The organism is Natrinema amylolyticum, from assembly GCF_020515625.1.
GTDB classification, from domain to species: domain Archaea; phylum Halobacteriota; class Halobacteria; order Halobacteriales; family Natrialbaceae; genus Natrinema; species Natrinema amylolyticum.
Window position 1 is genome coordinate 403282 of the sequence record NZ_JAIWPJ010000002.1, and the last position, 20785, is coordinate 424066.

Here is a 20785-nt window from a genome sequence, read left to right on the forward strand (position 1 = left end):
CCCGACGGGTCGGCGACGCAGGACTCAGGGACCGATCGCGACCGCGCCCTCGCTCGTGTTCACGTACAGGTGGTCGTCGACGATCGCCGGTGTGTGCGCGATATGGGTTCGTTCGTCGAGATCGATCTCACCGGTCCCGATCGTCGATCCGTCGGTGTGATCGATCGCGACGATCCCGTCTCCACCGAACGTGTAGACGACGCCATCGGCGGCGACCGGGACCAGTCCGCCGGCTCCCTCCAGATCCCAGCGGACGGTCCCGTCCTCGGCCGCAAGTCCGAAGCACGTCCGCTCGCCTCGTTCGGTACCGATGGCGCAGATCGTGTCCGTCTCCTCGAACACGAGCGGCAGTCCGGCCATTCCGGACCGGACTTCGGACGGACGTCTCCCTTCGGTATCGGACTCGGCCCCGTCCGGCAGGAACGACCACAACTGATCGCCGTCGGCCGCCGAGAGGGCGACGATACCGCCCCCGGTATCGGCCCTGACGGAATCGCTGGCGACCGCGTAGACGACGTCGTCTCCGACCACCGGTGGGTTGAACGGGGTTCCGCCGTCGTCGACCCGCGAGTCGAACGGGGACTCGGCCGTCCACAGCGGGGAGCCGTCCGCCCGGTCCGTGGCACGGAGCGTGTCCGCGACGCCGGCGTAGACGGCGTCCTCGGTTACCGTCGGCGGAAACTCGCTCGTCAACCGCCGAACCGAACCGTCGCGCTCCCACTCGTACCGGCGCTCGAGGTCACCGTCGTCGGTATCGAAAACGGCGTAGGTCCGCTCGCCGGCGTACAGCGAGCCGCCGTCGGCGGTCGGTGGCGAGTAGAGCTGTCTCTCGATGGACGCGTTCCAGCGTTCGTCGCCGGTCGCCGGATCGAGGGCCCGGAGGGTGGGACCCCCGTCGAGGGTCACGAGGTACACCGCGACGCCGTCGGACTCGAGCGTTTGACTGGGCATCGCGACCGCCTCGTTGCTCCCGCCGGGGGCCAGTTCGACGGTCTCGGCCCAGTCTCGCTCCCCGGTCTCTCGGTCGACCGCGATCACGTGCGTCTCCCGGCTGACCCCGCGGTCGAAGTCGAACGCGACGATCACTCGATCCCCGAGGACGATCGGAGAAGAGAGCTCGATCGGGACGCCGTCGTCGGGCGGTTCGAGGTCCTGTTGCCACGCGATCTCGAGGTCGGCTTTCGGTCCGGTCGCGTCGGGATTCCGACCCGAGTTCGCCGCGTCGTACCGGTACGACGGCCATCCCTCGAGCCGCTGCGGATCGTCGGCCAAGAGGTCGAAGCAGCCGGCCAGTCCGGCCGCGCCGGCACCGCCGATCGCTCCGAGGGCTTCTCGACGGGTAAGCGGGGACTCCATACGAACCCTAGCGAAGCCGTTCCGTTAAGTGTTACTACTACAACCATTTTGGGAAGAATACAACCGGTGGTGGTCGACGACGATCCGGGGCGTCCGGAACTGCCGAGCGCCACGAGACCGGCCGCTCGCTCCGACCGTGGGAGCGAGACGTCCTCGACGACGATCGTCCGAGACCGCTCGAGCCTTTTTCCTCGATGCCGTGGAAGCGCTAGTCGAGGTGTGGTGAATGTCAACAAACACAGTCAGACCGTCGTGGCGACGGTACCGCTCGGTTCCGATCGTCTACCGAATCGGCGCGGCGTTCGTGCTCGGATCGATCGTCGGCCTGATCGTCGGTCAGCCGGCAACGGTGCTCCAGCCGGTGGGCGATATCTTCGTCCGACTGTTGAGCATGATCGTCATCCCCATCGTAATCTTCACGCTGCTGATGGGGATCAGACGCATTTCGCCGGCCCAGCTCGGCCGGATCGGCGGACAGGTGATCGCGCTCTACGCCGTGATGTCCGCGATCGCGGTGTTCATCGGACTGGCGGTGGCGAACCTGGTGAATCCGGGCACCGGACTGACGCTGGCCGAGGACGTCGAGTTCGATCCGGCCGAAACGCCGGACTTCGTCGAGGTGCTCGTCGGGATCGTTCCCGAGAATCCGATCGGCGCGATGGCGGAGGGGGACGTGCTCGCGACGATCTTCTTCGTCATCGTCTTCGGACTCGCGCTCCTCATGCTCGAGGAGTCGACGGACGACGAGGCGGTCTGGTCGGGGATCGAGTCGATCTTCAACATCGTCGAGGCGGGGACGGAGGCGCTGTTCAAACTCGTCTGGGGAATCATGGAGTACGGCGTCATCGGCGTCTTCGCGCTGATGGCGGCCGTCTTCGGCGACGCAGGTGCGGACGCAATCGTTCCCTTCGCGATGCTGATCGCCGCGCTGACCGCCGCGATCCTGATCCACATCGCGGTCGTCTACCTCGGCGGTCTGATCGTCGCGCTCACCAGACAGTCCCCCGTCGCCTTCCTCGCGGGTTCGAAGGACGCGATCGTGACCGCGCTCTCGATCCGGTCCTCGAGCGGTACGCTGCCGGTGACGATGGCCAACGCCGACGAGAACCTGCGGATCGACGAGAGCGTCTACGGCTTCTCGCTCCCGCTGGGGGCGACGATCAACATGGACGGGACGGCGATGTACCAGGGCGTCGTCGCCATCTTCGCCGCGAACCTCGTCGGCGTCCAGTTGACCGTCGTCGAGCAGGTGACGGTCGTCCTCATCGCCGTGCTCGCGAGCATCGGCGCGGGCGGCGTCCCCGGGACGGGGCTGATCATGCTGACGCTCGTGCTGACCCAGCTCGGCCTCCCGCTCGAGGTGGTCGGCTTCGTCGCCGGCGTCGATCCCATCCTCGATCGGCTCCGGACGATGACGAACGTGACCGGCGACCTCGCCGTCACGACGGTCGTCGCTCACTGGAACGACGCGATCGACTTCTCGGGCGGCTCCTGGGCCGACCCGACGCGGGGCCTCGAGGTCGGCGGCGACACTGCGGCGGGCGGCGACTGATCCCGCCGCTTATCTCGCGTCCTCGAGTTCCTCGAGCGCCTCGGGATTTTCGATGCTGCTCATGTCACCGAGGTCCTCGCCCGTGTAGGTGGCCTGGATGGCGCGGCGAATGATCTTGCCGGACTGCGTCTTGGGGAACTCGTCGACGAACAGCACCTCGCGCGGGCGGAACGGTTTCCCGAGTTCCTCGCCGACCTGCGCGCGCAGTTCCTCGCGGAGGTCGTCGCTCTCCTCGAACCCCTCCTCGAGAACGACGTAGGCGACGACGGCGGTCCCGGTGGTGTCGTCGGGCGCGCCGATAGCGGCGGCCTGGTTGACGGCCTCGTGGTCGATGAGCGCGCCTTCGACCTCCGCCGGCCCGACCTTGCGACCGGCCACGTTGAGGGTGTCGTCGGCCCGGCCGTGGAGGAACCAGAAGCCGTCGTCGTCCTTCTGGGCCCAGTCGCCGTGGTTCCACATGTCCTCGAAGGTCGCCCAGTACTCGTTGAGATAGCGGTCGTCGCCCGACCACAGCGACTTGGTCATCGACGGACAGGAGTCCCGCGCGACGAGGTAGCCGCGCTCGTTGTTCTCCGTCACCGAGTTCCCGTCGCGGTCGACGATGTCGATGTCCATCCCGAGCCCCGGCCCGCCGAGCGTACAGGGTTTCAGCGGTTCCGTCGGCATCGGCATCAGGAAGCAGCCACAGATCTCGGTCCCGCCGGAGATATTGATGATCGGGGCCTCGCCGCCGCCGACGTTCTCGTAGAACCAGTGCCAGGACTCGGGGTCCCAGGGTTCGCCCGTCGATCCCAGGATCCGCAGACTCGAGAGGTCGTGGCCCTCGAGCCAGTCGTCCCCGTGCTTTCGGAGCGCGCGGATCGCGGTCGGCGAGATGCCGAACTGGGTGAGGCCGTGGCGGTCGATCATGGACCAGAAGCGATCTGGCTCGGGGTGATCCGGTGCGCCTTCGTACATGAAGACGGTGCCGCCGAAGGTGTGGGTGCCGATCAGGCTCCACGGCCCCATCATCCAGCCGATGTCGGAGACCCAGAAGAACCGGTCCGCGGGCTTGAGGTCCATCCCGAAGTAGACCTCCTTGGGACACTGGACCTGCACGCCCGCGTGTGTGTGAACTATTCCCTTGGGCTTGCCCGTCGTCCCAGAGGAGTACAGCAGCATCGACTCCTGACTCGAGTCGAGCGACTTCGTCTCGTACTCGTCGTCCCGACTCTCGACGGCGTCGTCCCACCACTCGTCGCGGCCGTCGGTCCACGGGATCTCGTGCTCGCTGGTCGCGGCACTCGCCCCCAGCCGATCGAAGACGATCGTCCGCTCGACGTGGCCGGCCTCCTCGATCGCCTCGTCGGCGGCGGACTTGAGGAAGACCGGGTCGCCGCGGCGGTAGAAGCCGTCGCCCGTGAAGAGGACGGAACACTCCGAGTCCGCGATCCGGGTCGCGGCCGCATCGACGCCGAAGCCCGAGAAGATCGGGACCGCGATCGCGCCGACCTTGAAACAGCCGTAGAGGATCGAGACGACCTCCGGCACCATCGGCATGTAGAGCCCGACGGTGTCGCCCGTGCCGATACCTCGCTCCTCGAGCGCGTTCGCGACCCGATTCGACTGTCGGTGGAGTTCGTGGTACGTTATCTCCCGGACCTCGCCGTGTTCCCCTTCCCAGATGGTGGCGACCTTGTTCCGGCGCTCCTCGTCGACGGCCGCGTGGCGGTCCACGACGTTGTGGGCGATGTTGAGTTCGCCGCCGGGGTACCAGTCGGTGAACTGCGGGCCACCGCGGCTCGCGGTTTCACCGCTCGCGTCTTTCGAGGCGCTTCGCGCCTCGCTTTCGCTGTCGTCGCGAATCTCGTCGTACGCCTCGTAGAACTCGATCCCGAGATAGTCGACCAGTTCGTCCCAGAACCAGTCGACGCCGCTCTCGGGTTCGCCGTCCAGGTCCGTCGTCGTCCGCTCGATCAGCTCCTCGTAGTCGTCGATCCCGTACGTCTGCATGAAGTCGTAGACGTTCGTGGACTCGACGAACTCCCGGCCGGGTTCGTGGGCGATCTCGTCGATGTCCTCGAGACTGGGGCTGGTGTTCCCGGGCATTGTCACTCGTACGTTAGCGTCATGCCACCATCAAACAACAGGTCGCCGCCGTCGAGGTGTCGGCCCAGATCGGAGAAGCCGAGCAGGAAGAGGTTGGCGACGTCGACCGGTTCCATCATCTCCGTGACGCGAGACTGACCGAGCATGACGTCCTCGATCACCTCGTCGACGCTGATCCCGCGCTGTTCGGCCGTTTCCTCGAGCTGGGCCGTCACCAGCGGCGTCTTCACGTAGCCGGTGCTGATCGAGAACGCGCGGATCAGTCCCTCGCCCTCCGCGGCGATCGATTGGGTGAGACCGCGCAGACCGAACTTCGAGACGTTGTACGCCACCTTGTCGCTGGTGACGTAGTGGCCGTGGATCGACGCCATATTTCCGACGCAGCCCTCGCCGTCCTCGGTCTCGCGGAAGTGGGGAATGCAGAGCTTCGCGAGGTACAGCGGCGCGCGGAGCATGAGCCGGTGCATTCGGTCGTAGGTCTCCATCGGAAACTCGTCGATGGGATCGATGTGCTGCATCCCCGCGACGTTCGCGAGGTATTTCAGATCGCCCAGCCCCGCGGCCGTCTCGACGATTCGCTCTATGTCGGCGTCGTCCGTGAGGTCGCCGGGGATCGACTCGATCGTCCCCTCGAGATCGAGTTCCTCGTCGCGGTCGATCGTTCCCTCCAGACCCGCTTCGTCGACGTCCGTCGCCGCGACGGTGAGTCCGTTCCCGGCAGCGGCAAGTGCGGTCGCCCGACCGATGCCCGAGGCCGCGCCCGTTACGAGACAGACGTTCCGGGCCGTAAAGCCGTCGTCGGGTATGGTGTGTATATCTTCGCGGGTCACTGTCGGTGGCGTCACGTGCGCTCGGGCCATCTTACACGATATACGGTACCGAGGAGCGCCCTAATAGACCGCCATTAACATATCAACAGTGGTATTCCACCGGTCGTCCGGCGGATAATTCACTTAGTTCTGCAATCACAGTTAATGTGGGGGAACAGGATTATGATTGTTTTAGAAAGTAGAAATTTCGACCGTATCTGCATTTTATAATAGCAACTATTAAGACCTTGTATGGTAGTTCCTCTCTCCCTAGCGATGATCGACCTGGATATCGATATGCGGCAGTACGATTGCCCGTTCATCGATACGACCGACGACATCGATATCGCGTTCTCGGCCGTGCAGTGGCAACTCGACACCGACGCGGAGCGACTCGAGACGCGACTCATCGCCAAGGCGGACTCGCGGGGCGCACTCGAGGACGGCCTCCGGATGCTCCGAGAGCACCCGAACATGACGGACTGCTATATACTCTCGAAGCGAGACAACGTCGCCGAGATCGGGACGGAAATCGAGGAGACCAACGCGATGGGGACGATTCAGCGAAACGGCGGCTACATCACCGGCCCCTTCCAGATCGAAAACGGGCGCGAGCGGTGGCACGTCGGCTTCGACGCGGACGAAGACGAGGATCGGACCCTCGCGGAACTCGAGCGCCACAACGACTTCAGCGTCGAGAACCGCGATCAGTTCGGCCCGTCGACCCTGTTCGACCTCCTCGAGAACTCCGAGAGCGCGATGCAACTCCTCGAGGGCTGTCGGTCGCTGACCGAGACCGAACGCGAAACGTTCGAGGTCGCGTCCCGAAACGGCTACTACGAGACGCCGCGGGAGACGACGCTCGACGAACTCGCGGACCACTTCGACATCTCGAAGACGGCCGTTTCGATGAACCTGCGACGGAGCGAGCGGAAAGTGCTTCAGGCGGCGCTGGGAGCGCTCGATCAGATGGACGGCGAAGACGAGCTTTGAGACCGGCAGTCAGAACGACGAACTGACCGTGCACTCCGCTGGTTCGGCTGCCCACGTTCCCACACGTGCGTCGTTCGCGAACGAGGGTTCTGAGAGTGTCGCGCGAGTGAACGGATCGGCTCCTCGTATCGTCCGTTCTCGTACGGCTCAGAGAACGAATCCGTCTCAGACGTGCGATGAACGGGACGGTCGGTCGTTCTCCTGCACTGACCGCCACGAAATTCGATCGTATTCTCGACCGAGTAGTTCAACGGCACGGAAAAGAGCTGTTCGCGTCGCCGAAGAGAGTTGCAGATCCAGACCAGACTACTCGCCGCCGCCCTGCATCAGCATCTGGATCTCCTCGTCCGAGGAGAGCGCCTCGGGGTCACCGCTGTCGACGATCTCGCCGCGTTCGATCACGTACATCCGATCGACGATCTCGGGGACGTGGCTCGCGTTCGACTCGGCGATCAACACAGAGATGTCCCGGTCGATGATCTCGCGGATGTAGGACTTGACGTTCTCGACGACCACCGGCGCCAGCCCCTCGAGCGGTTCGTCGAGGATGAGTAAATCGGGCTCGAGCGCGAGCGCTCGCCCGATCGCGGTCATCTTCCCCTGACCGCCGCTCAGGTTCTGGACTTCGGCGTCGCGGCGGTCCTCGAGTTCGTCGAAGAGGTCGAAGATGTCCTCGACCAGGGCGTCCTCGTCTTCGACGCCGCGCGCCGCGCCGGCGGTCCAGATCGGGAGCCGGAAGTTCTCCTCGACGGTCATCCCGGTGAAGAGGTCGCGACTCTCAGGCTGGTAGCCGATCCCCCGTTTGGGGATCAGTTCGGGCCGCATCTCGAGCAGTTCCTCGCCGCGCAGTCGGATCGAGCCGGTCGCGACCGGCGTGAGTCCCATGATCGACCGGAAGGTGGACGTCTTGCCGGCACCGTTGCGGCCGACGAGCGCGACAGCCTCGCCCTCGTTGACCTCGAGGTCGATCCCGTGAGTGACCTGGAATCCCTCGACCGTCGCGGAGAGGTTCGATACCTCGAGCAGCGGGTCGGACGCGCCGGTGCCGGCGTCGGAACCGGGTCCGTGCGTACTCATTCGTCCACCCCCAGCAGGACCCGCCGGAGCTCCGAGTCGGTCTCGAGCAGGGAGGGATCGCCCTCCCGGAAGACCCCGCCTTCGTGGAGGACCACGAGGCGATCCGCGTACTCCTTGACGAGGTCCATGTCGTGTTCGATCGTCACCGTCGTGACGTCGTCGGCCTCGCTGGCCTCGACGATCGTCTCGATGACGTACTCCTTCTCGCGAGTCGCGACGCCGGCCGTCGGCTCGTCGAGCAGCAGGTATGTCGGATCGAGACCGAACGACATCGCCACGTCGAGCAGCTTCCGGTCGCCGTGGGGCAGCGTCTCGGCCACTTCGTCTTGGACGTCCTCGAGGCGGAACTGCGCGAGGAGGTCGTCGATCTCGCGTTCGACGTCCTCGTGGCCGTCGTCGACGGACCGCATGCTCAGCGTCTTGTCGTGTCGAGAGAGGACCGCGATGCGAACGTTCTCGCGGACGGTCATCTCCTCGAAGACGTGGACGATCTGGAAGCTCCTGACGAGCCCCTGTTTGACCCGCTCTTCGGGAGCCATTTCGGTGATATCCTCCTCGACGGAAGCGCCGTTCTCGTCGCCGTGGACGACGACCGAGCCCCGATCGGGCTCGAGCAGCCCGGTCAGCAGGTTGATGAGCGTCGTCTTGCCGGCCCCGTTCGGGCCGACGATGAAGACCATCTCGCCGGGGGTCTCGCCGAACGTCAGCGAAACGTCGTCCGTGGCGCGCAGTTCTCCGAACTCTTTGCGAAGATCTCGTGCTTCGAGCATATCAGTTGACCCCGAAAACGATGATTCGAACGGTGGTTACGGCGCGAGTCACGCTCTGACGGAGCGACGAGCCGATCGCCGTCACGTCCTCCCGGAGCAAGCCGGGATCCCGACGCCGCCGGGCCAGTCCGGTGCCGATCTTCGGGATCGATCCCAGGATCCCCTCGGGGAGGAAGAGCACGACCGCGACCAACGTCAGCCCGGTCAGCGCGTTGTAGTACTCCACGTAGAACGGTGCCTGGACCAGGAGGTAGACGAGGACGACGCCGCCGATGACCGGCCCGACGAGGGTGCCGAAGCCACCGAGGATCGCCATGAAGAGGATCTCGCCCGACACGAACGCGTACAGCGTCGGGTCCGGACTGACGTGCAGCTGCAAGAGCGCGAACAGTCCGCCGGCGAGCCCGCCGTAGATACCTGAGATCACGAACGCGACCCAGACGTACTTCTCGACGGGGATCCCGACGAATCTGGCTCGCGTCCGGTTCTGCCCGATCGCGTCCAGTGCTCTCCCGAACGGCGAGTTGATCAGCTTCCACATCACCAGCAACGAAACGACGAGCACGACGACCGTGAAGTAGTAGAGGATCAGATCGTAGCCGGCCGACGTCCACTCGAGGCCGAACAGCGTCGGCGGATTCAGCCCGTCGGGGCGGACGCTGAGCCCGTCGCTGTAGTTGAAGTAGCTGCTCTGCAGGACGAACGCGTACAGCACCTGATTGAACGCGAGCGTCAGCAGCGCGAAGTAGATGTCGAGGTAGCCGGCGACGAAGTAGCCGACCAGCACCGCGATCGTCGTCGCCGCGAGGACGCCCCCGAGGAGCAAGAGCAGCCCGCTCGAGACGTCGAAGTGAGACGCCAACACGGCGGCGCCGTAGGCTCCGACGCCGAAGAACGCCGCGTGACCGAACGAGACGAGTTCGGTGTGACGCAGGAGCAGGTTCAGTCCGACCGCCGCGAGTCCGAACAGGATCCCGCGGTGGATCGCGGTAAACGAGAGGCCGGTGAACCGCGTGATATCGGGGACGAGAAAGAGGAGGACGAGCCCGGCGGCCGCGAGGACCGTCTGTCCTTTGGTCAGCTCCATCCCCTCCAGCAGGCGCACGTGCGTTTCGCCGTCGCGATCGACGAGGAAGCGACTCATTCGATCTCACCCCACGTACCGTAGAGCCCTTCGGGCCTGACGAGCAGGACGAGGACCATCAGGAGGAAGGGCGCTGCCAGCTCGAGCGGCGAGTAGTACGCCGTGGCGACTCGGCTGGAGATACCGACCATCAGCGCGCCGACGAAGGCGCCCTTCAGACTGCCGAGCCCGCCGATGACGATCACGACGAACGACAGCACCAGCCAATCGAGTCCCATGCCGAGCGAGGCGGATCCCGGTCCGATGCTGACCATCGCGCCGCCGAAGCCGGCGAAGAACGCGCCGATGGCGAACACGAGGGTGAACATCCGGTCCGTGCTGATCCCGATCGCAGTCGACATCTCGCGGTTGATAGCGGTCGCTCGCACGATGCGTCCGGTCTTCGTCCGATCGAAGAACCAGATCAGCCAAGCGAACACCGCGACGCCGACCAGAATCACGAGAACGTTGTACGAGGGATAACTGATCCCGACGAGTTCCGTGGTGGGAATTTCGTTGATACCGCTGTAGACGCCGACGTCGATCGGTGACGGCCCCCAGCCGACCTTCATCACGTCCGTGAGGACGAGCAGCAGTCCGTAGGTCAACAGGAGCTGGTAGACCTCGTCCCGGTCGTAGATCGGTCTGACGAACGTCGCCTCGAGCGCGCCGCCGATCGGCAGCAACACGGCGGCGGCCGCGAGCGATCCGGCGAGGACGACGAGCCCGAAGATAATCGCCGTCACGGGCCCGGTCGGAGACGCGACCTGACCGGCCAGGAAGCCCACGATACTGAAGGTGCAGAACGCGCCCAGCGCGTACAGTTCGCCGTGCGCGAGGTTGAGGATCCCCAGAACGCCGAAGATGATCGTCATTCCCGACGCGATCATGAACAGGATCGACCCGTAGTAGAGCCCGTTGAGTACGTGAATCCATAGTGACTCGAGCATTGTTACTAGATACCACCCTGCACGTCATTCACCAGCTCCCGATCCAGTCGCCCGAGGTCTCGCCCGGCGGCGGCGACACCGATTCGGCGGAGAAGACGTTCACGTCCGCCAGCGCCGCGGCGTCGCGCTCGTCCGACCAGGTCAGTTCGCCGAAGTGGGCGTTGGAGTACCCCTGATGGTCCGGCCCGATCGTGTGATAGCCAGCGGGCGTGAAGAAGCCGTGATTCTCGAGGATCGTCGCGATTTCCTCCTGTTCGGGCCAGCGGCCGAGGAGACCGACGGCCTTCTCGGCGGCCGTCGCCCACGCCGTCACCGCGCCGTAGCCGCTCATGAAGTGAGCCGTCGGCACGACGCCGTACTCGCTCTGCACCTCGTCGACCAGCTCGGCGGCCGGGCTCCACCGGTCGATCGACGGTTCGCCCCAGTAGAAGTTCCGCGAGCCCGAGTAGATCGGCCCGTCGACGAGGTCCGCGCTCATGTCGTTGGCCGAGCCGTAGAGGACCGTCCCGACCAGCAGCTCGATGTTGTCGAACATTCCGTTAGCGTGGCCCTGCTCGAGCAACAGTGTCGCGTCGCCGCCCCAGCAACTCGAGAAGACGACGTCGGGTTCCTCGCCGTTTATCTCGGTGATGTGCGTCGACATGTCGTCGGTTCCCAGATCCGGGAAGCCGCTGTGGACCTGTTCGGCCCCGGTGAGCTGTTCGATCCCCTGCGAGAACAGCTCCATCTCGTCCTGGCCGAACGCGTAGCCGGGGTTGATTCCGGCGTAGGTGTCGATCTCGTCCGCACCGAGGACCTCGACCGCCTGATTGACGGCCGCCAGCGCCTCCATGACGTCGTGATTCTGGAAGCGGAACGAGTAGGTCACGTCCGGGAAGTCCTCCTCGTACAGCGTCGTCACCGTCCCGTCCGTCGAGACGTTGACGACGCCCTGCTCCTCGATCTCCGGGACCATCTCCGCGTGCCCGCTGCTCGAGATCGGCCCGAAGGTGACGTCTTTTCCCTCGTCGACGAACTGTTGATAGTTGACGAGGTACGCGCCGCCCTCCTCGACGACGTCGAGATTCATCTCGCGGCCGGCGATCCCACCGTTCTCGTTGATCCGACGGACCGCGGTTTCAGCGCCGTACTGCGCTTGGACGCCGAGTACCGCCGGTGCGCCCTCCGTGAACGTCTGCAGCCCCGACTCGATCGGCTCGTCCGGAACGTCGGCGTCTTCCAGCGAATCGTCTTCGCCCTGAAGCAGTTCCGTACAGCCGGCCAGTGCGACCGCGAGCGCCGAGCCGCCGACCGTTTTCAGCAGCGTTCGTCTGTCGATCCCGTCTAAGTCCGTTCCTGCGATTGGTCCCGTTGTCATAGCTAATACGCGCCCTTCCGTGGCTGTCTCGCCATACACATGAGACTCACTACCACTGCAAATAGGCGGATGTGTACATGTTAACGGCCCTCTCTACGGCCCGAATTCGACCGACCCACGCACCGATGCGCGTATCTCCGGGCAGAGAGGATTCTCATTCGTACCGTCTCGAGGTGCGTGCTTCCCATCGGTCCGTCAGTCCCGCTGACGTGCGCTCGATGGGGCGTCTCCGACTCACGACTCGAGAGCGCCGGAGGGTTTTTTCCCGTTCGACGGCTATCGAAAGCCCATGAGTACTCGAGCGGGTGCAAATGACGGGTCGTTCTGGGGGGACGCCGACGACGAGGTGGCGCTCGACCGCTATCGGACGCTCGTCAACACCATCGACGACGCCATCTATCAGCTCGACGCCGACGGCCGGTTCGTTGCGGTCAACGACGTCATCGTCGAGGAGACCGGCTACACGCGCGAGCAACTCCTCGGCGAGCACGTCTCGATCGTGCTCGGGGACGGCGATGTCGACCGCATCGAACGCGAAATCGCGAGCCAGATCGAGGCGAACGACGACGACGTCGCGACCTTCGAGCTCGCCGTCCGAACCGCCGACGGCGACGCGATTCCCTGCGAACTGCGCGTCAACCTGTTGCTCGAGGACGGCGAGTTCCGGGGGACCATCGGCGTCGCTCGCGATCGCTCCGAGAAACACCGTCGACAGGACACGCTCGCATCGGCAGTGGCGTCCTACGAGTCGGTCACCAGCATCATCGACGAGGCCGATATCGGCGTCGTCGTCCTCGACGAGGGGTGCGAAATCGAGTGGGTCGACGAGACGATCGAACGGTACTTCGACCTCGATCGCGCGGCCCTCATCGGACGAAACAACCGTCGGGTCGTCGACGACGCTCTCAAAGACCGGTTCGCCGACCCCGATTCGTTCGCGGCGACCGTCCTGTCGTCGTACGACGACGGTCGCTACGTCGATCGCTTCGAGTGTCGAGTCGTCGGTGACGGGGACGACCGCGAGGACCGCTGGCTCAGGTACCAGAGCAAACCGATCGAATCGGGGGAGTTCGCCGGCGGACGGGTCGAATTCTACTACGATATCTCCGATCAGAAGCGGTCGGAAGCAGACCTGCAGGAGAGCGAAGATGCGTTTCAGTCGCTGGTCGACGCCGTCGAGGAGTACGCGATCTTCCGGTTAGATACGGCGGGGACCGTCATCAGTTGGAACAGGGGCGCACACAAGATCAAAGGCTACGACCGCGAAGATATCATCGGCGAACACTTCTCGCAGTTTTACACCGACGCGGATCGAGCGGCGAACGTTCCCGAACGGAACCTCGAGCGGGCGCTCGAGAACGGGTCCGTCGAGGACGAAGGGTGGCGCGTCCGCGAGGACGGCACGCGGTTCTGGGCGAACGTCACGATCACGCCGGTTCGAGACGACGACGGCACCCACCGCGGCTTCCTGAAGGTGACTCGCGACATGACCGATCGCCGGCAGCGAGAGCAGGAACTCGAGAGCGAACTCCAGCGCATCCTCGGCCGGATCTCCGACGCGTTCTACGCGGTCGACGACGAGTTCCGATTCACGCACGTCAACGACCGCGCCGCCGAACTCCTCCAGCACTCCGAGGCGGAACTCCTCGGTGAGCGGCTCTGGGACGTGTTTCCCGATCTCCACGAGATCGACACGGTCTGGGACGCCTTCCACACGGCCCTGGAAACGCAGGAGCCGACCAGCTACGAACTCTACTACGACACGCTCGATTTCCGGGTCGAGGCGAACCTCTATCCCTCCGAGACCGGGATTTCGGTGTACTTCCGCGACGTGACCGAGCGCCGGGAGCGCGAACGCGAACTCGAGCGAACGGAGCGCCGCTTCGAGGCAATCTTCGAGGACCCGAACATCCTCGTGGGGCTGCTCGAGCCCGACGGGACGGTCATCGATATCAACCAGACGGCGATGGAGTACGTCGACGCCGACCTCGCGGACGTGGTCGGCGAGCAGTTCTGTGAGACGCCGTGGTGGGGGGCGGACGTCCGGGCCGACGTCAGGGAGTGGACCGAGCGCGCGGCGGCCGGCGAGTACGTCGACTTCGAGATCGATCTGACGCGGCCGGACGGCGAGTGGTACACGCTCAACGGCATCTTCAGGCCGGTCACGAACGACGAGGGCGACGTCGTGTCGATCCTCGTGTCGGACCGCGACGTGACGGAGCGAAAGAAGCGCGAGCGCGAACTCGAGGAGTCCGAGCAGCGGTATCGTACGCTCGCGGAACACTTCCCGAACGGCGTCGTCACCCTGTTCGACCACGACCTCGAGTACACGCTGGTCGCCGGGCAGGGCTTCGACAAGATACCGGTGGACCCGGCGGAAGCCGAGGGGGAATACTTCGACGACGTCTGGCCCGACGAGACGAGCGACGCGCTCGAGCCGGCGCTCCGAGCCGCACTCGAGGGCGAGGAGCGATCGGTCGAACTCGAGTATGCCGGCCGCGAGTGGGTCATTTACACGGTTCCGATCACCGACAACCGAGGTGACGTCTTCGCCGGGGTGACGATGGCCTACGACATCACCGAACGGAAGCAGTATCAGCGCAAACTCGAGGAGACGATTTCGCGACTCGAGGAGTCCAATAAGCGGTTAGAGCAGTTCGCCTACGCCGCCTCCCACGACTTACAAGAGCCCCTGCGGATGGTCTCGAGTTACCTCCAGCTCATCGAGAGCCGCTACGCCGACGAGCTCGACGCAGACGGCGAGGAGTTCCTCGAGTTCGCCGTCGATGGTGCCGACCGAATGCGCGACATGATCGAGGGACTCCTCGCGTACTCTCGGGTCGAGACGCAGGGCGATCCGCTCGAACCGGTCGAGCTGGATTCGGTCCTCGAGAGCGTCCTGACGGACTTACGGCTCCAGATCGAGGAGACGAACGCCGACATCGAGACCGCAGACCTGCCCCGCGTCGAGGGTGACGCCAGCCAGTTACGACAGGTGTTCCAGAACCTCCTGAGCAACGCGATCGAGTACAGCGGCGACGACCCACCGCGGATCGCCGTCGACGCCGAGCGTCGGGGATCGAAGTGGACGATTTCGGTCCGCGACGAGGGTATCGGGATCGATCCCGACGATCAGGATCGCGTGTTCGAGGTCTTTCAGCGCCTCCACAGTCGAGAGCAGTATTCGGGGACCGGAATCGGCCTCGCGCTCTGCCAGCGGATCATCGAACGCCACGACGGGGAGATCTGGGTCGACTCCGAACCGGGTGAGGGGGCGACATTCTCGTTCACGCTGCCCGCGACAGCGGACGACCCACAGTGACGAACGCGGCGGGCCCTTAGCGGATATCCGTCCGGTCACGTCGCTCCGTCCGGGGGCCGATACATATAAAATAAATAATAGTAGTCTGACGTACGTTTATGTGGCCGGACGGACCCCTAGCGGATATGTCGAACAATCGCGTCGAGCAGCTCGAATCGACGGTCGCGGAACTCGAGTCGACGGTAGAGGGCCTGACGGACGAACTCATCGAGGCGAAAGAGCGGATCCGCGTGCTCGAGGCGGAGCTCGATGCCGACACGCCGACGCGCGTCCCCGAACGCCGCGGCGAGGAGACGGGAACGACGGAAGTCGACGAGGACGAAACCCCCGAGGCCGACCCGGACGAAGTCGCCGAAGCGGCGGCCGACGCCGACGGCGCGGACGAATCCGCCGGCGACGAAGCGGAAGACTCAGGTAGCGACGACATCATTGTTGCATAACTGCTGACGATGCCGTAGGTGGGGGTGAGCGGCGAAGCGAGCGCCCTCGATCGACGGCCGCGTGCGGGACGGAGGTCTTGCAACAACAATGTATATCAAGTCGATCGTTCTCGACGATTTCAAGAGCTTCGGCCGAAAGACGAAGATCCCGTTCTACGAGGATTTCACGGTCGTAACGGGTCCGAACGGCTCCGGGAAGTCCAACATCATCGACGCCGTTCTCTTCGCACTCGGACTGGCCCGGACCCGCGGGATCCGCGCCGAGAAACTGACTGACCTCATCTACAACCCCGGTGACGAGGATGCGGACACCTCGAGCGGCCCCCGCGAGGCGACCGTCGAGGTCATCCTCGACAACTCGGAGGGGTCTCTCGAGCGCTCGCAGGTCGTCAACGCCGCGGGCAGCGAGGACGTGGGCGACGTCGACGAGATTCGAATTCGTCGCCGCGTCAAGGAGACCGAGGACAACTACTACTCCTACTACTACCTGAACGACCGCTCGGTCAACCTCTCGGACATTCAGGACCTGCTCGCTCAGGCGGGCATCACGCCGGAGGGGTACAACGTCGTCATGCAGGGCGACGTCACCGAAATCATCAACATGACGCCCCACGCCCGGCGGGAGATCATCGACGAGATCGCGGGTGTCGCGGAGTTCGACGCCAAGAAGGAGGACGCCTTCGAGGAGCTCGAGACGGTCCAGGAACGGATCGACGAGGCCGAACTCCGCATCGAGGAGAAACGCGACCGCCTCGACCAGCTCGCGGACGAACGTCGAGAAGCCATGCGCTACCGCCGGCTCCGTCGCGAGAAGGAGGAGTACGAGGGGTACAAGAAGGCCAGCGAACTCGAGGAGAAACGCGCCGAACTCGACGCCGTCGAAGACGAGGTCGACGACCTCGCGGACGAGCTCAGAGACCTCCAGCGCGAACTCGACGAGCGCGAGGGGAAGGTCGTCCGCTTGCAGGAGGACCTCGAGGACTTGAACGCCGAGATCGAGCGCAAGGGCGAGGACGAGCAGCTCCGGATCAAGAGCGAGATCGAGGAGATCAAAGGCGACATCTCCCGGCTCGAGGACAAGATCGAGACCAGCGAGGAGGCGATCGAGGACGCCGAGGCCGAGCGCCGCGAGGCCTTCGTCCAGATCGATCGCAAGCAGGAGACGATCGACGATCTCGCCGACGAGATGCGCGAGCACAAACTCGAAAAGGCCTCGATCAAGAGCGAGATCCAGGAACGCGAGGCCGAACGCGACGAACTCGAGGCCGAGATCGAGGCCGTCGACACCGAGTTCGACGAGCTCAAGGCCGATCTCGCGGAGCGCAAAGACGAGTTAGAGGCGGCGAAGACCGAGAAGAACGACCTCCAGCGCGAGCAGGACCGGCTGCTCGACGAGGCTCGACGGCGTTCGAACGCCATCGAGGAGACGGAAACGACGATCGAGGAGAAACGCGAATCGATCCCCGAACTCGAGAGTCAGCGAAGCGACTTAGAGCGGGAACTCGAGAAGGCCGAGCGGAACCGCGCGAACATCGCGGAGGTCGTCGACGACCTGAAGGGCGAGAAGCGCCGGCTGCAGTCCGACGTCGACGACCTCGACGACGAGATCCAAGCGAAACAACAGGAGTACGCCGAACTCGAGGCCAACGCCGGCGAGAGCGGCGACTCCTCGTTCGGTCGCGCGGTGACGACGATCCTCAATTCGGGGATCGACGGCGTCCACGGCGCGGTCGCGCAACTGGGAACCGTCCCCGGCGAGTACGCGACCGCCTGTGAGACCGCCGCTGGCGGGCGGCTGGCGAACGTGATCGTCGACGACGACGTCATCGGCCAACAGTGTATCGAGCACCTCAAGTCGCGAAACGCGGGTCGGGCGACGTTCCTGCCGCTGACCGACATGAGTCAGCGACGGCTCCCTAACGCGCCGAGCGATCCGGGCGTCGTCGACTTCGCGTACAATCTCGTCGACTTCGACGACGAGTACGCCGGCGTCTTCTCCTACGTTCTCGGTGACACGCTGGTCGTCGAAGATATCGAAACCGCCCGCTCGTACATGGGCGACTATCGGATGGTCACCCTCGACGGCGACCTGGTCGAGAAGAGCGGCGCGATGACCGGCGGCTCCGGCGGCGGCTCACGCTACTCCTTTACCGGCGGCGGCGAGGGCCAACTCGAGCGCGTCGCCAAACAGATCACGGAGGTCCAGGAGGAACGCGAGTCCCTCCGCGAGGAGCTTCGCGGCGTCGAGGAGCGCCTCGACGACGCCCGCGACCGCAAGAGCGACGCGGCCGACGAGGTCCGCTCGATCGAGTCCGAACTCGAGGGGCTCGACGACGAGCGCGAGGCCGTCGAGGCCGAGATCGCGGAGTTAGCGGATGACCTCGAGGAGCTCCGCGAGGAGCGCGAATCCGTCGACGAGCGGATGAACGAGATCTCCGCGGAAATCGACGCCAAGACGGCGGCAGTCGAGGAGTTAGAGGCCGAGATCGACGAGCTCGAGACCGAACTCGCGGACTCGAAGATCCCCGAACTGACCGACCAGATCGAGGAGTTAGAGGCCGAGATCGACGAGCGCGAGGACCGGATTCAGGAACTCGACGCCGACCTCAACGAGTTGAGCCTCGAGAAGGAGTACGCCGAGGACGCCATCGAGGACCTCCACGACGACATCGAGGCGGCCCAGAACCGCACGGCCGAACACGAGGAGCGGATCGAGGAGTACGAGGCGGAGATCGAGGCGAAACGCGAGGGCCTCGAGGAGAAACGCGAGGCCGTCGCGGAGTTAGAGGAGGAGTTGACGGAACTGAAAGGCGAGCGCAGCGACCTCAAGGAGGAGCTCTCCGAGGCCCGGACGAACCGGGACCGGCAGCAAGATCGGGTCAACACCGTCGAGAGCAAACTCGAGGACGCACGCGAGCGCGCGGGTAGCCTCGAGTGGGAGATCGAATCCCTCGAATCGGAGGTCGGTGACTACGACCCCGAGGACGTCCCCGACCACGAGACCGTCCTCGAGATGATCGAGTATCTGCAGGCGGACATGGAGGCGATGGAGCCGGTCAACATGCTCGCGATCGACGAGTACGACGAGGTCCGCAGCGATCTCGACGATCTCGAGGAGGGGAAGGCGACGCTGGTCGAGGAGGCCGACGGCATCCGCGATCGGATCGAGCAGTACGAGACCCAGAAGAAGCAGACGTTCATGGACGCCTACGACGCGATCGCCGCCCACTTCACCGAGATCTTCGAGAAGCTCTCGGAGGGGACCGGCTCGCTGCACTTAGAGAACGAGGTGGACCCGTTCGACGGCGGGCTGACGATGAAGGCACAGCCGGGTGACAAGCCGATTCAGCGCCTGGACGCGATGTCTGGCGGCGAGAAGTCGCTGACCGCGCTGGCTTTCATCTTCGCCATTCAGCGGCACAACCCGGCCCCGTTCTACGCGTTGGACGAGATCGACGCCTTCCTCGACGCCGTCAACGCCGAGCGGGTCGGCGAGATGGTCGAGGAACTCGCCGGCGACGCCCAGTTCGTCGTCGTCTCCCACCGCTCGGCCATGCTCGACCGCTCCGAGCGGGCGATCGGCGTGACGATGCAACAGGACAACGTGAGCGCGGTGACCGGGATCGATCTGAGTAGTGGGGAGGTGCCGGCTGATGACTAGGGAGCCGCTACGCGGCTCCAAAGAGTCGAGCGAGGAGCGAAGCGACCCGCGAGACAACGAGGGCTACGAGGAGCCGAAGGCGACGCGGGAGCCCTCGGAAAAAGCGAGCGACACCGTCGCGAGCAGGGAGTCGCGTAGCGACTCTGAAAGGCCGAGCGGGGAGCGGAGCGACCCGCGAGACGGCAAGGTGCCCGAGGAAACGGAGCCGAAGGCGACGCAGGAGCCCTCGAGTGATGCGAGCGGCGAAATACGAACCGACGGCGGCGACGACATCCCCCTCGATATCACCGGTCACGACGAGCGAGACCGTCCGAGCGAGCCGTCGCCGGGGTCCGTCCTCGAGCCGAAGTCGAGCGAGAAGGGCGGTGACAGTGGCCCGGAGGACGAGTCCGGCGAGTCAGTCCTCGAGTTCACGGACATCGAGACGGACGAGGCCGCGGACGACGGTGACGAGGACGAAGTCGAGCCCGTCGAACTGCTCGTGCAACTCGCGAAGGATGGCGAGATCGATCCGTGGGACATCGACATCGTCGACGTGACGGACACGTTCCTCGAGGCGATCGAGGACGCCGACCTACGGACGTCCGGACGGGCGCTGTTCTACGCGAGCGTCCTCCTGCGGATGAAAAGCGACGAGCTGTTCGCCACCGATGAGCCCGAAGAAGAGGAATTACCGCCCTGGGAAGCGCCCTTCGCCGAGGACGGAGCGATGGAGGCGGCGGACGACGACGAACGGGAGTACCCGCCCGGGTTCGACCCCGTCGAGAACCTCGAGGAAGAGATGGAGCGTCGCCTCGATCGCAAACACGCCCGCGGGAAGCCCGAAACCCTGGACGAACTGGTCCGCGAACTCCGCAGCGCCGAACGCGACACGTGGTGGAAGGAGTCCCGGAGTTACGACACGAGCGACTCGCCGGCGGGGTACGACCGGGGCGTCCAGGAGCTGAACTACCACTCCGGCGACGACTTCCGCGTCGACGACGAGCCGACCAGCGACGACGTCACGCACACGACCCACGAGGAGGACATCGAGGCGGTCATCGAGGACGTCGAAACCGAACTCGAGGTGCACTACGAGAACGGGCGCGACGAGGTGCTGTACGCCGAGATCGACGAGATCGGCGGCTCCCGCGTGATGACCTATCTCGCCCTCCTCTTTCTGGCTCATCGAGGCCGAGTGACCCTCGAGCAGGACGAACTGTTCGGCGACCTCTGGGTCAGAGACGACGCGGTGGCGTCGGACGCGAGCGAAGCGGTCGCCGGCTGAGGGACTGCTTCGATCGTCGT

General features: G+C 65.0%; 14 protein-coding genes. 6 read left to right on the forward strand and 8 right to left on the reverse strand.

Annotated features, from left to right (window positions below; translation table 11 throughout):
- Positions 1-24 precede the first annotated feature (24 nt).
- Positions 25-1356 carry an outer membrane protein assembly factor BamB family protein gene (locus tag LDH66_RS12295; RefSeq protein ID WP_226481367.1) on the reverse strand — a complete coding sequence of 444 codons (1332 nt, stop codon included), beginning with the start codon at positions 1354-1356 and terminating at the stop codon, positions 25-27.
- 226 nt (positions 1357-1582) lie between these two features.
- On the opposite strand from LDH66_RS12295, the gene LDH66_RS12300 reads away from it, so the two are divergent.
- Complete coding sequence (locus LDH66_RS12300) at positions 1583-2908, forward strand: dicarboxylate/amino acid:cation symporter (protein ID WP_226481368.1); 1326 nt, start codon at positions 1583-1585, stop codon at positions 2906-2908.
- A gap of 9 nt (positions 2909-2917) precedes the next feature.
- Here LDH66_RS12300 and LDH66_RS12305 read toward each other — a convergent pair whose 3' ends face one another.
- The gene (locus tag LDH66_RS12305) at positions 2918-4996 is read right to left on the reverse strand and encodes an AMP-binding protein (RefSeq protein ID WP_226481369.1); all 2079 of its coding nucleotides are present in this window, start codon (positions 4994-4996) and stop codon (positions 2918-2920) included.
- 2 nt (positions 4997-4998) lie between these two features.
- The gene (locus LDH66_RS12310; RefSeq protein ID WP_226481370.1) at positions 4999-5856 is read right to left on the reverse strand and encodes an SDR family oxidoreductase; all 858 of its coding nucleotides are present in this window, start codon (positions 5854-5856) and stop codon (positions 4999-5001) included.
- A gap of 225 nt (positions 5857-6081) precedes the next feature.
- Here LDH66_RS12310 and LDH66_RS12315 point away from each other — a divergent pair, with 225 nt between their 5' ends.
- Positions 6082-6798 carry a helix-turn-helix domain-containing protein gene (locus tag LDH66_RS12315; RefSeq protein ID WP_226481371.1) on the forward strand — a complete coding sequence of 239 codons (717 nt, stop codon included), beginning with the start codon at positions 6082-6084 and terminating at the stop codon, positions 6796-6798.
- Between the two features lie 306 nt (positions 6799-7104).
- Here LDH66_RS12315 and LDH66_RS12320 read toward each other — a convergent pair whose 3' ends face one another.
- From LDH66_RS12320 to LDH66_RS12340, 5 genes are read right to left on the reverse strand one after another with little or no spacing between them, the layout of a single operon-like run.
- Entirely contained in the window at positions 7105-7875 is a 771-nt protein-coding gene (locus LDH66_RS12320) for an ABC transporter ATP-binding protein (RefSeq protein WP_226481372.1), read from the reverse strand.
- On the reverse strand, positions 7872-8645 hold the full coding sequence (locus LDH66_RS12325) for an ABC transporter ATP-binding protein (protein WP_226481373.1): 774 nt from the start codon (positions 8643-8645) through the stop codon (positions 7872-7874). The genes LDH66_RS12320 and LDH66_RS12325 overlap by 4 nt, the downstream gene beginning before the upstream one ends.
- Position 8646: 1 nt before the next feature.
- Positions 8647-9789 carry a branched-chain amino acid ABC transporter permease gene (locus tag LDH66_RS12330; protein ID WP_226481374.1) on the reverse strand — a complete coding sequence of 381 codons (1143 nt, stop codon included), beginning with the start codon at positions 9787-9789 and terminating at the stop codon, positions 8647-8649.
- Positions 9786-10718, reverse strand: coding sequence for a branched-chain amino acid ABC transporter permease (locus LDH66_RS12335; protein ID WP_226481375.1), 933 nt, complete (start codon positions 10716-10718; stop codon positions 9786-9788). The genes LDH66_RS12330 and LDH66_RS12335 overlap by 4 nt, the downstream gene beginning before the upstream one ends.
- Before the next feature lie 28 nt (positions 10719-10746).
- Complete coding sequence (locus LDH66_RS12340) at positions 10747-12075, reverse strand: ABC transporter substrate-binding protein (RefSeq protein ID WP_226481376.1); 1329 nt, start codon at positions 12073-12075, stop codon at positions 10747-10749.
- 289 nt (positions 12076-12364) lie between these two features.
- Here LDH66_RS12340 and LDH66_RS12345 point away from each other — a divergent pair, with 289 nt between their 5' ends.
- The 4 genes from LDH66_RS12345 to LDH66_RS12360 all read left to right on the forward strand — a co-directional run bounded on the left by LDH66_RS12345 (position 12365) and on the right by LDH66_RS12360 (position 20765).
- A complete protein-coding gene (locus LDH66_RS12345) occupies positions 12365-15397 on the forward strand; it encodes a PAS domain-containing sensor histidine kinase (protein ID WP_226481377.1) in 3033 nt (1010 codons plus the stop codon).
- Between the two features lie 125 nt (positions 15398-15522).
- Positions 15523-15837 (forward strand): DUF7518 family protein, encoded by a 315-nt coding sequence (locus LDH66_RS12350; RefSeq protein WP_226481378.1) that lies wholly within the window; start codon positions 15523-15525, stop codon positions 15835-15837.
- An 88-nt stretch (positions 15838-15925) separates the two neighbouring features.
- Positions 15926-19498, forward strand: a complete 3573-nt coding sequence (gene smc / locus LDH66_RS12355; RefSeq protein ID WP_226481379.1) for a chromosome segregation protein SMC — start codon at positions 15926-15928, stop codon at positions 19496-19498.
- Positions 19491-20765, forward strand: a complete 1275-nt coding sequence (locus LDH66_RS12360) for a segregation and condensation protein A (RefSeq protein ID WP_226481380.1) — start codon at positions 19491-19493, stop codon at positions 20763-20765. The genes smc and LDH66_RS12360 overlap by 8 nt, the downstream gene beginning before the upstream one ends.
- Positions 20766-20785 lie beyond the last annotated feature (20 nt).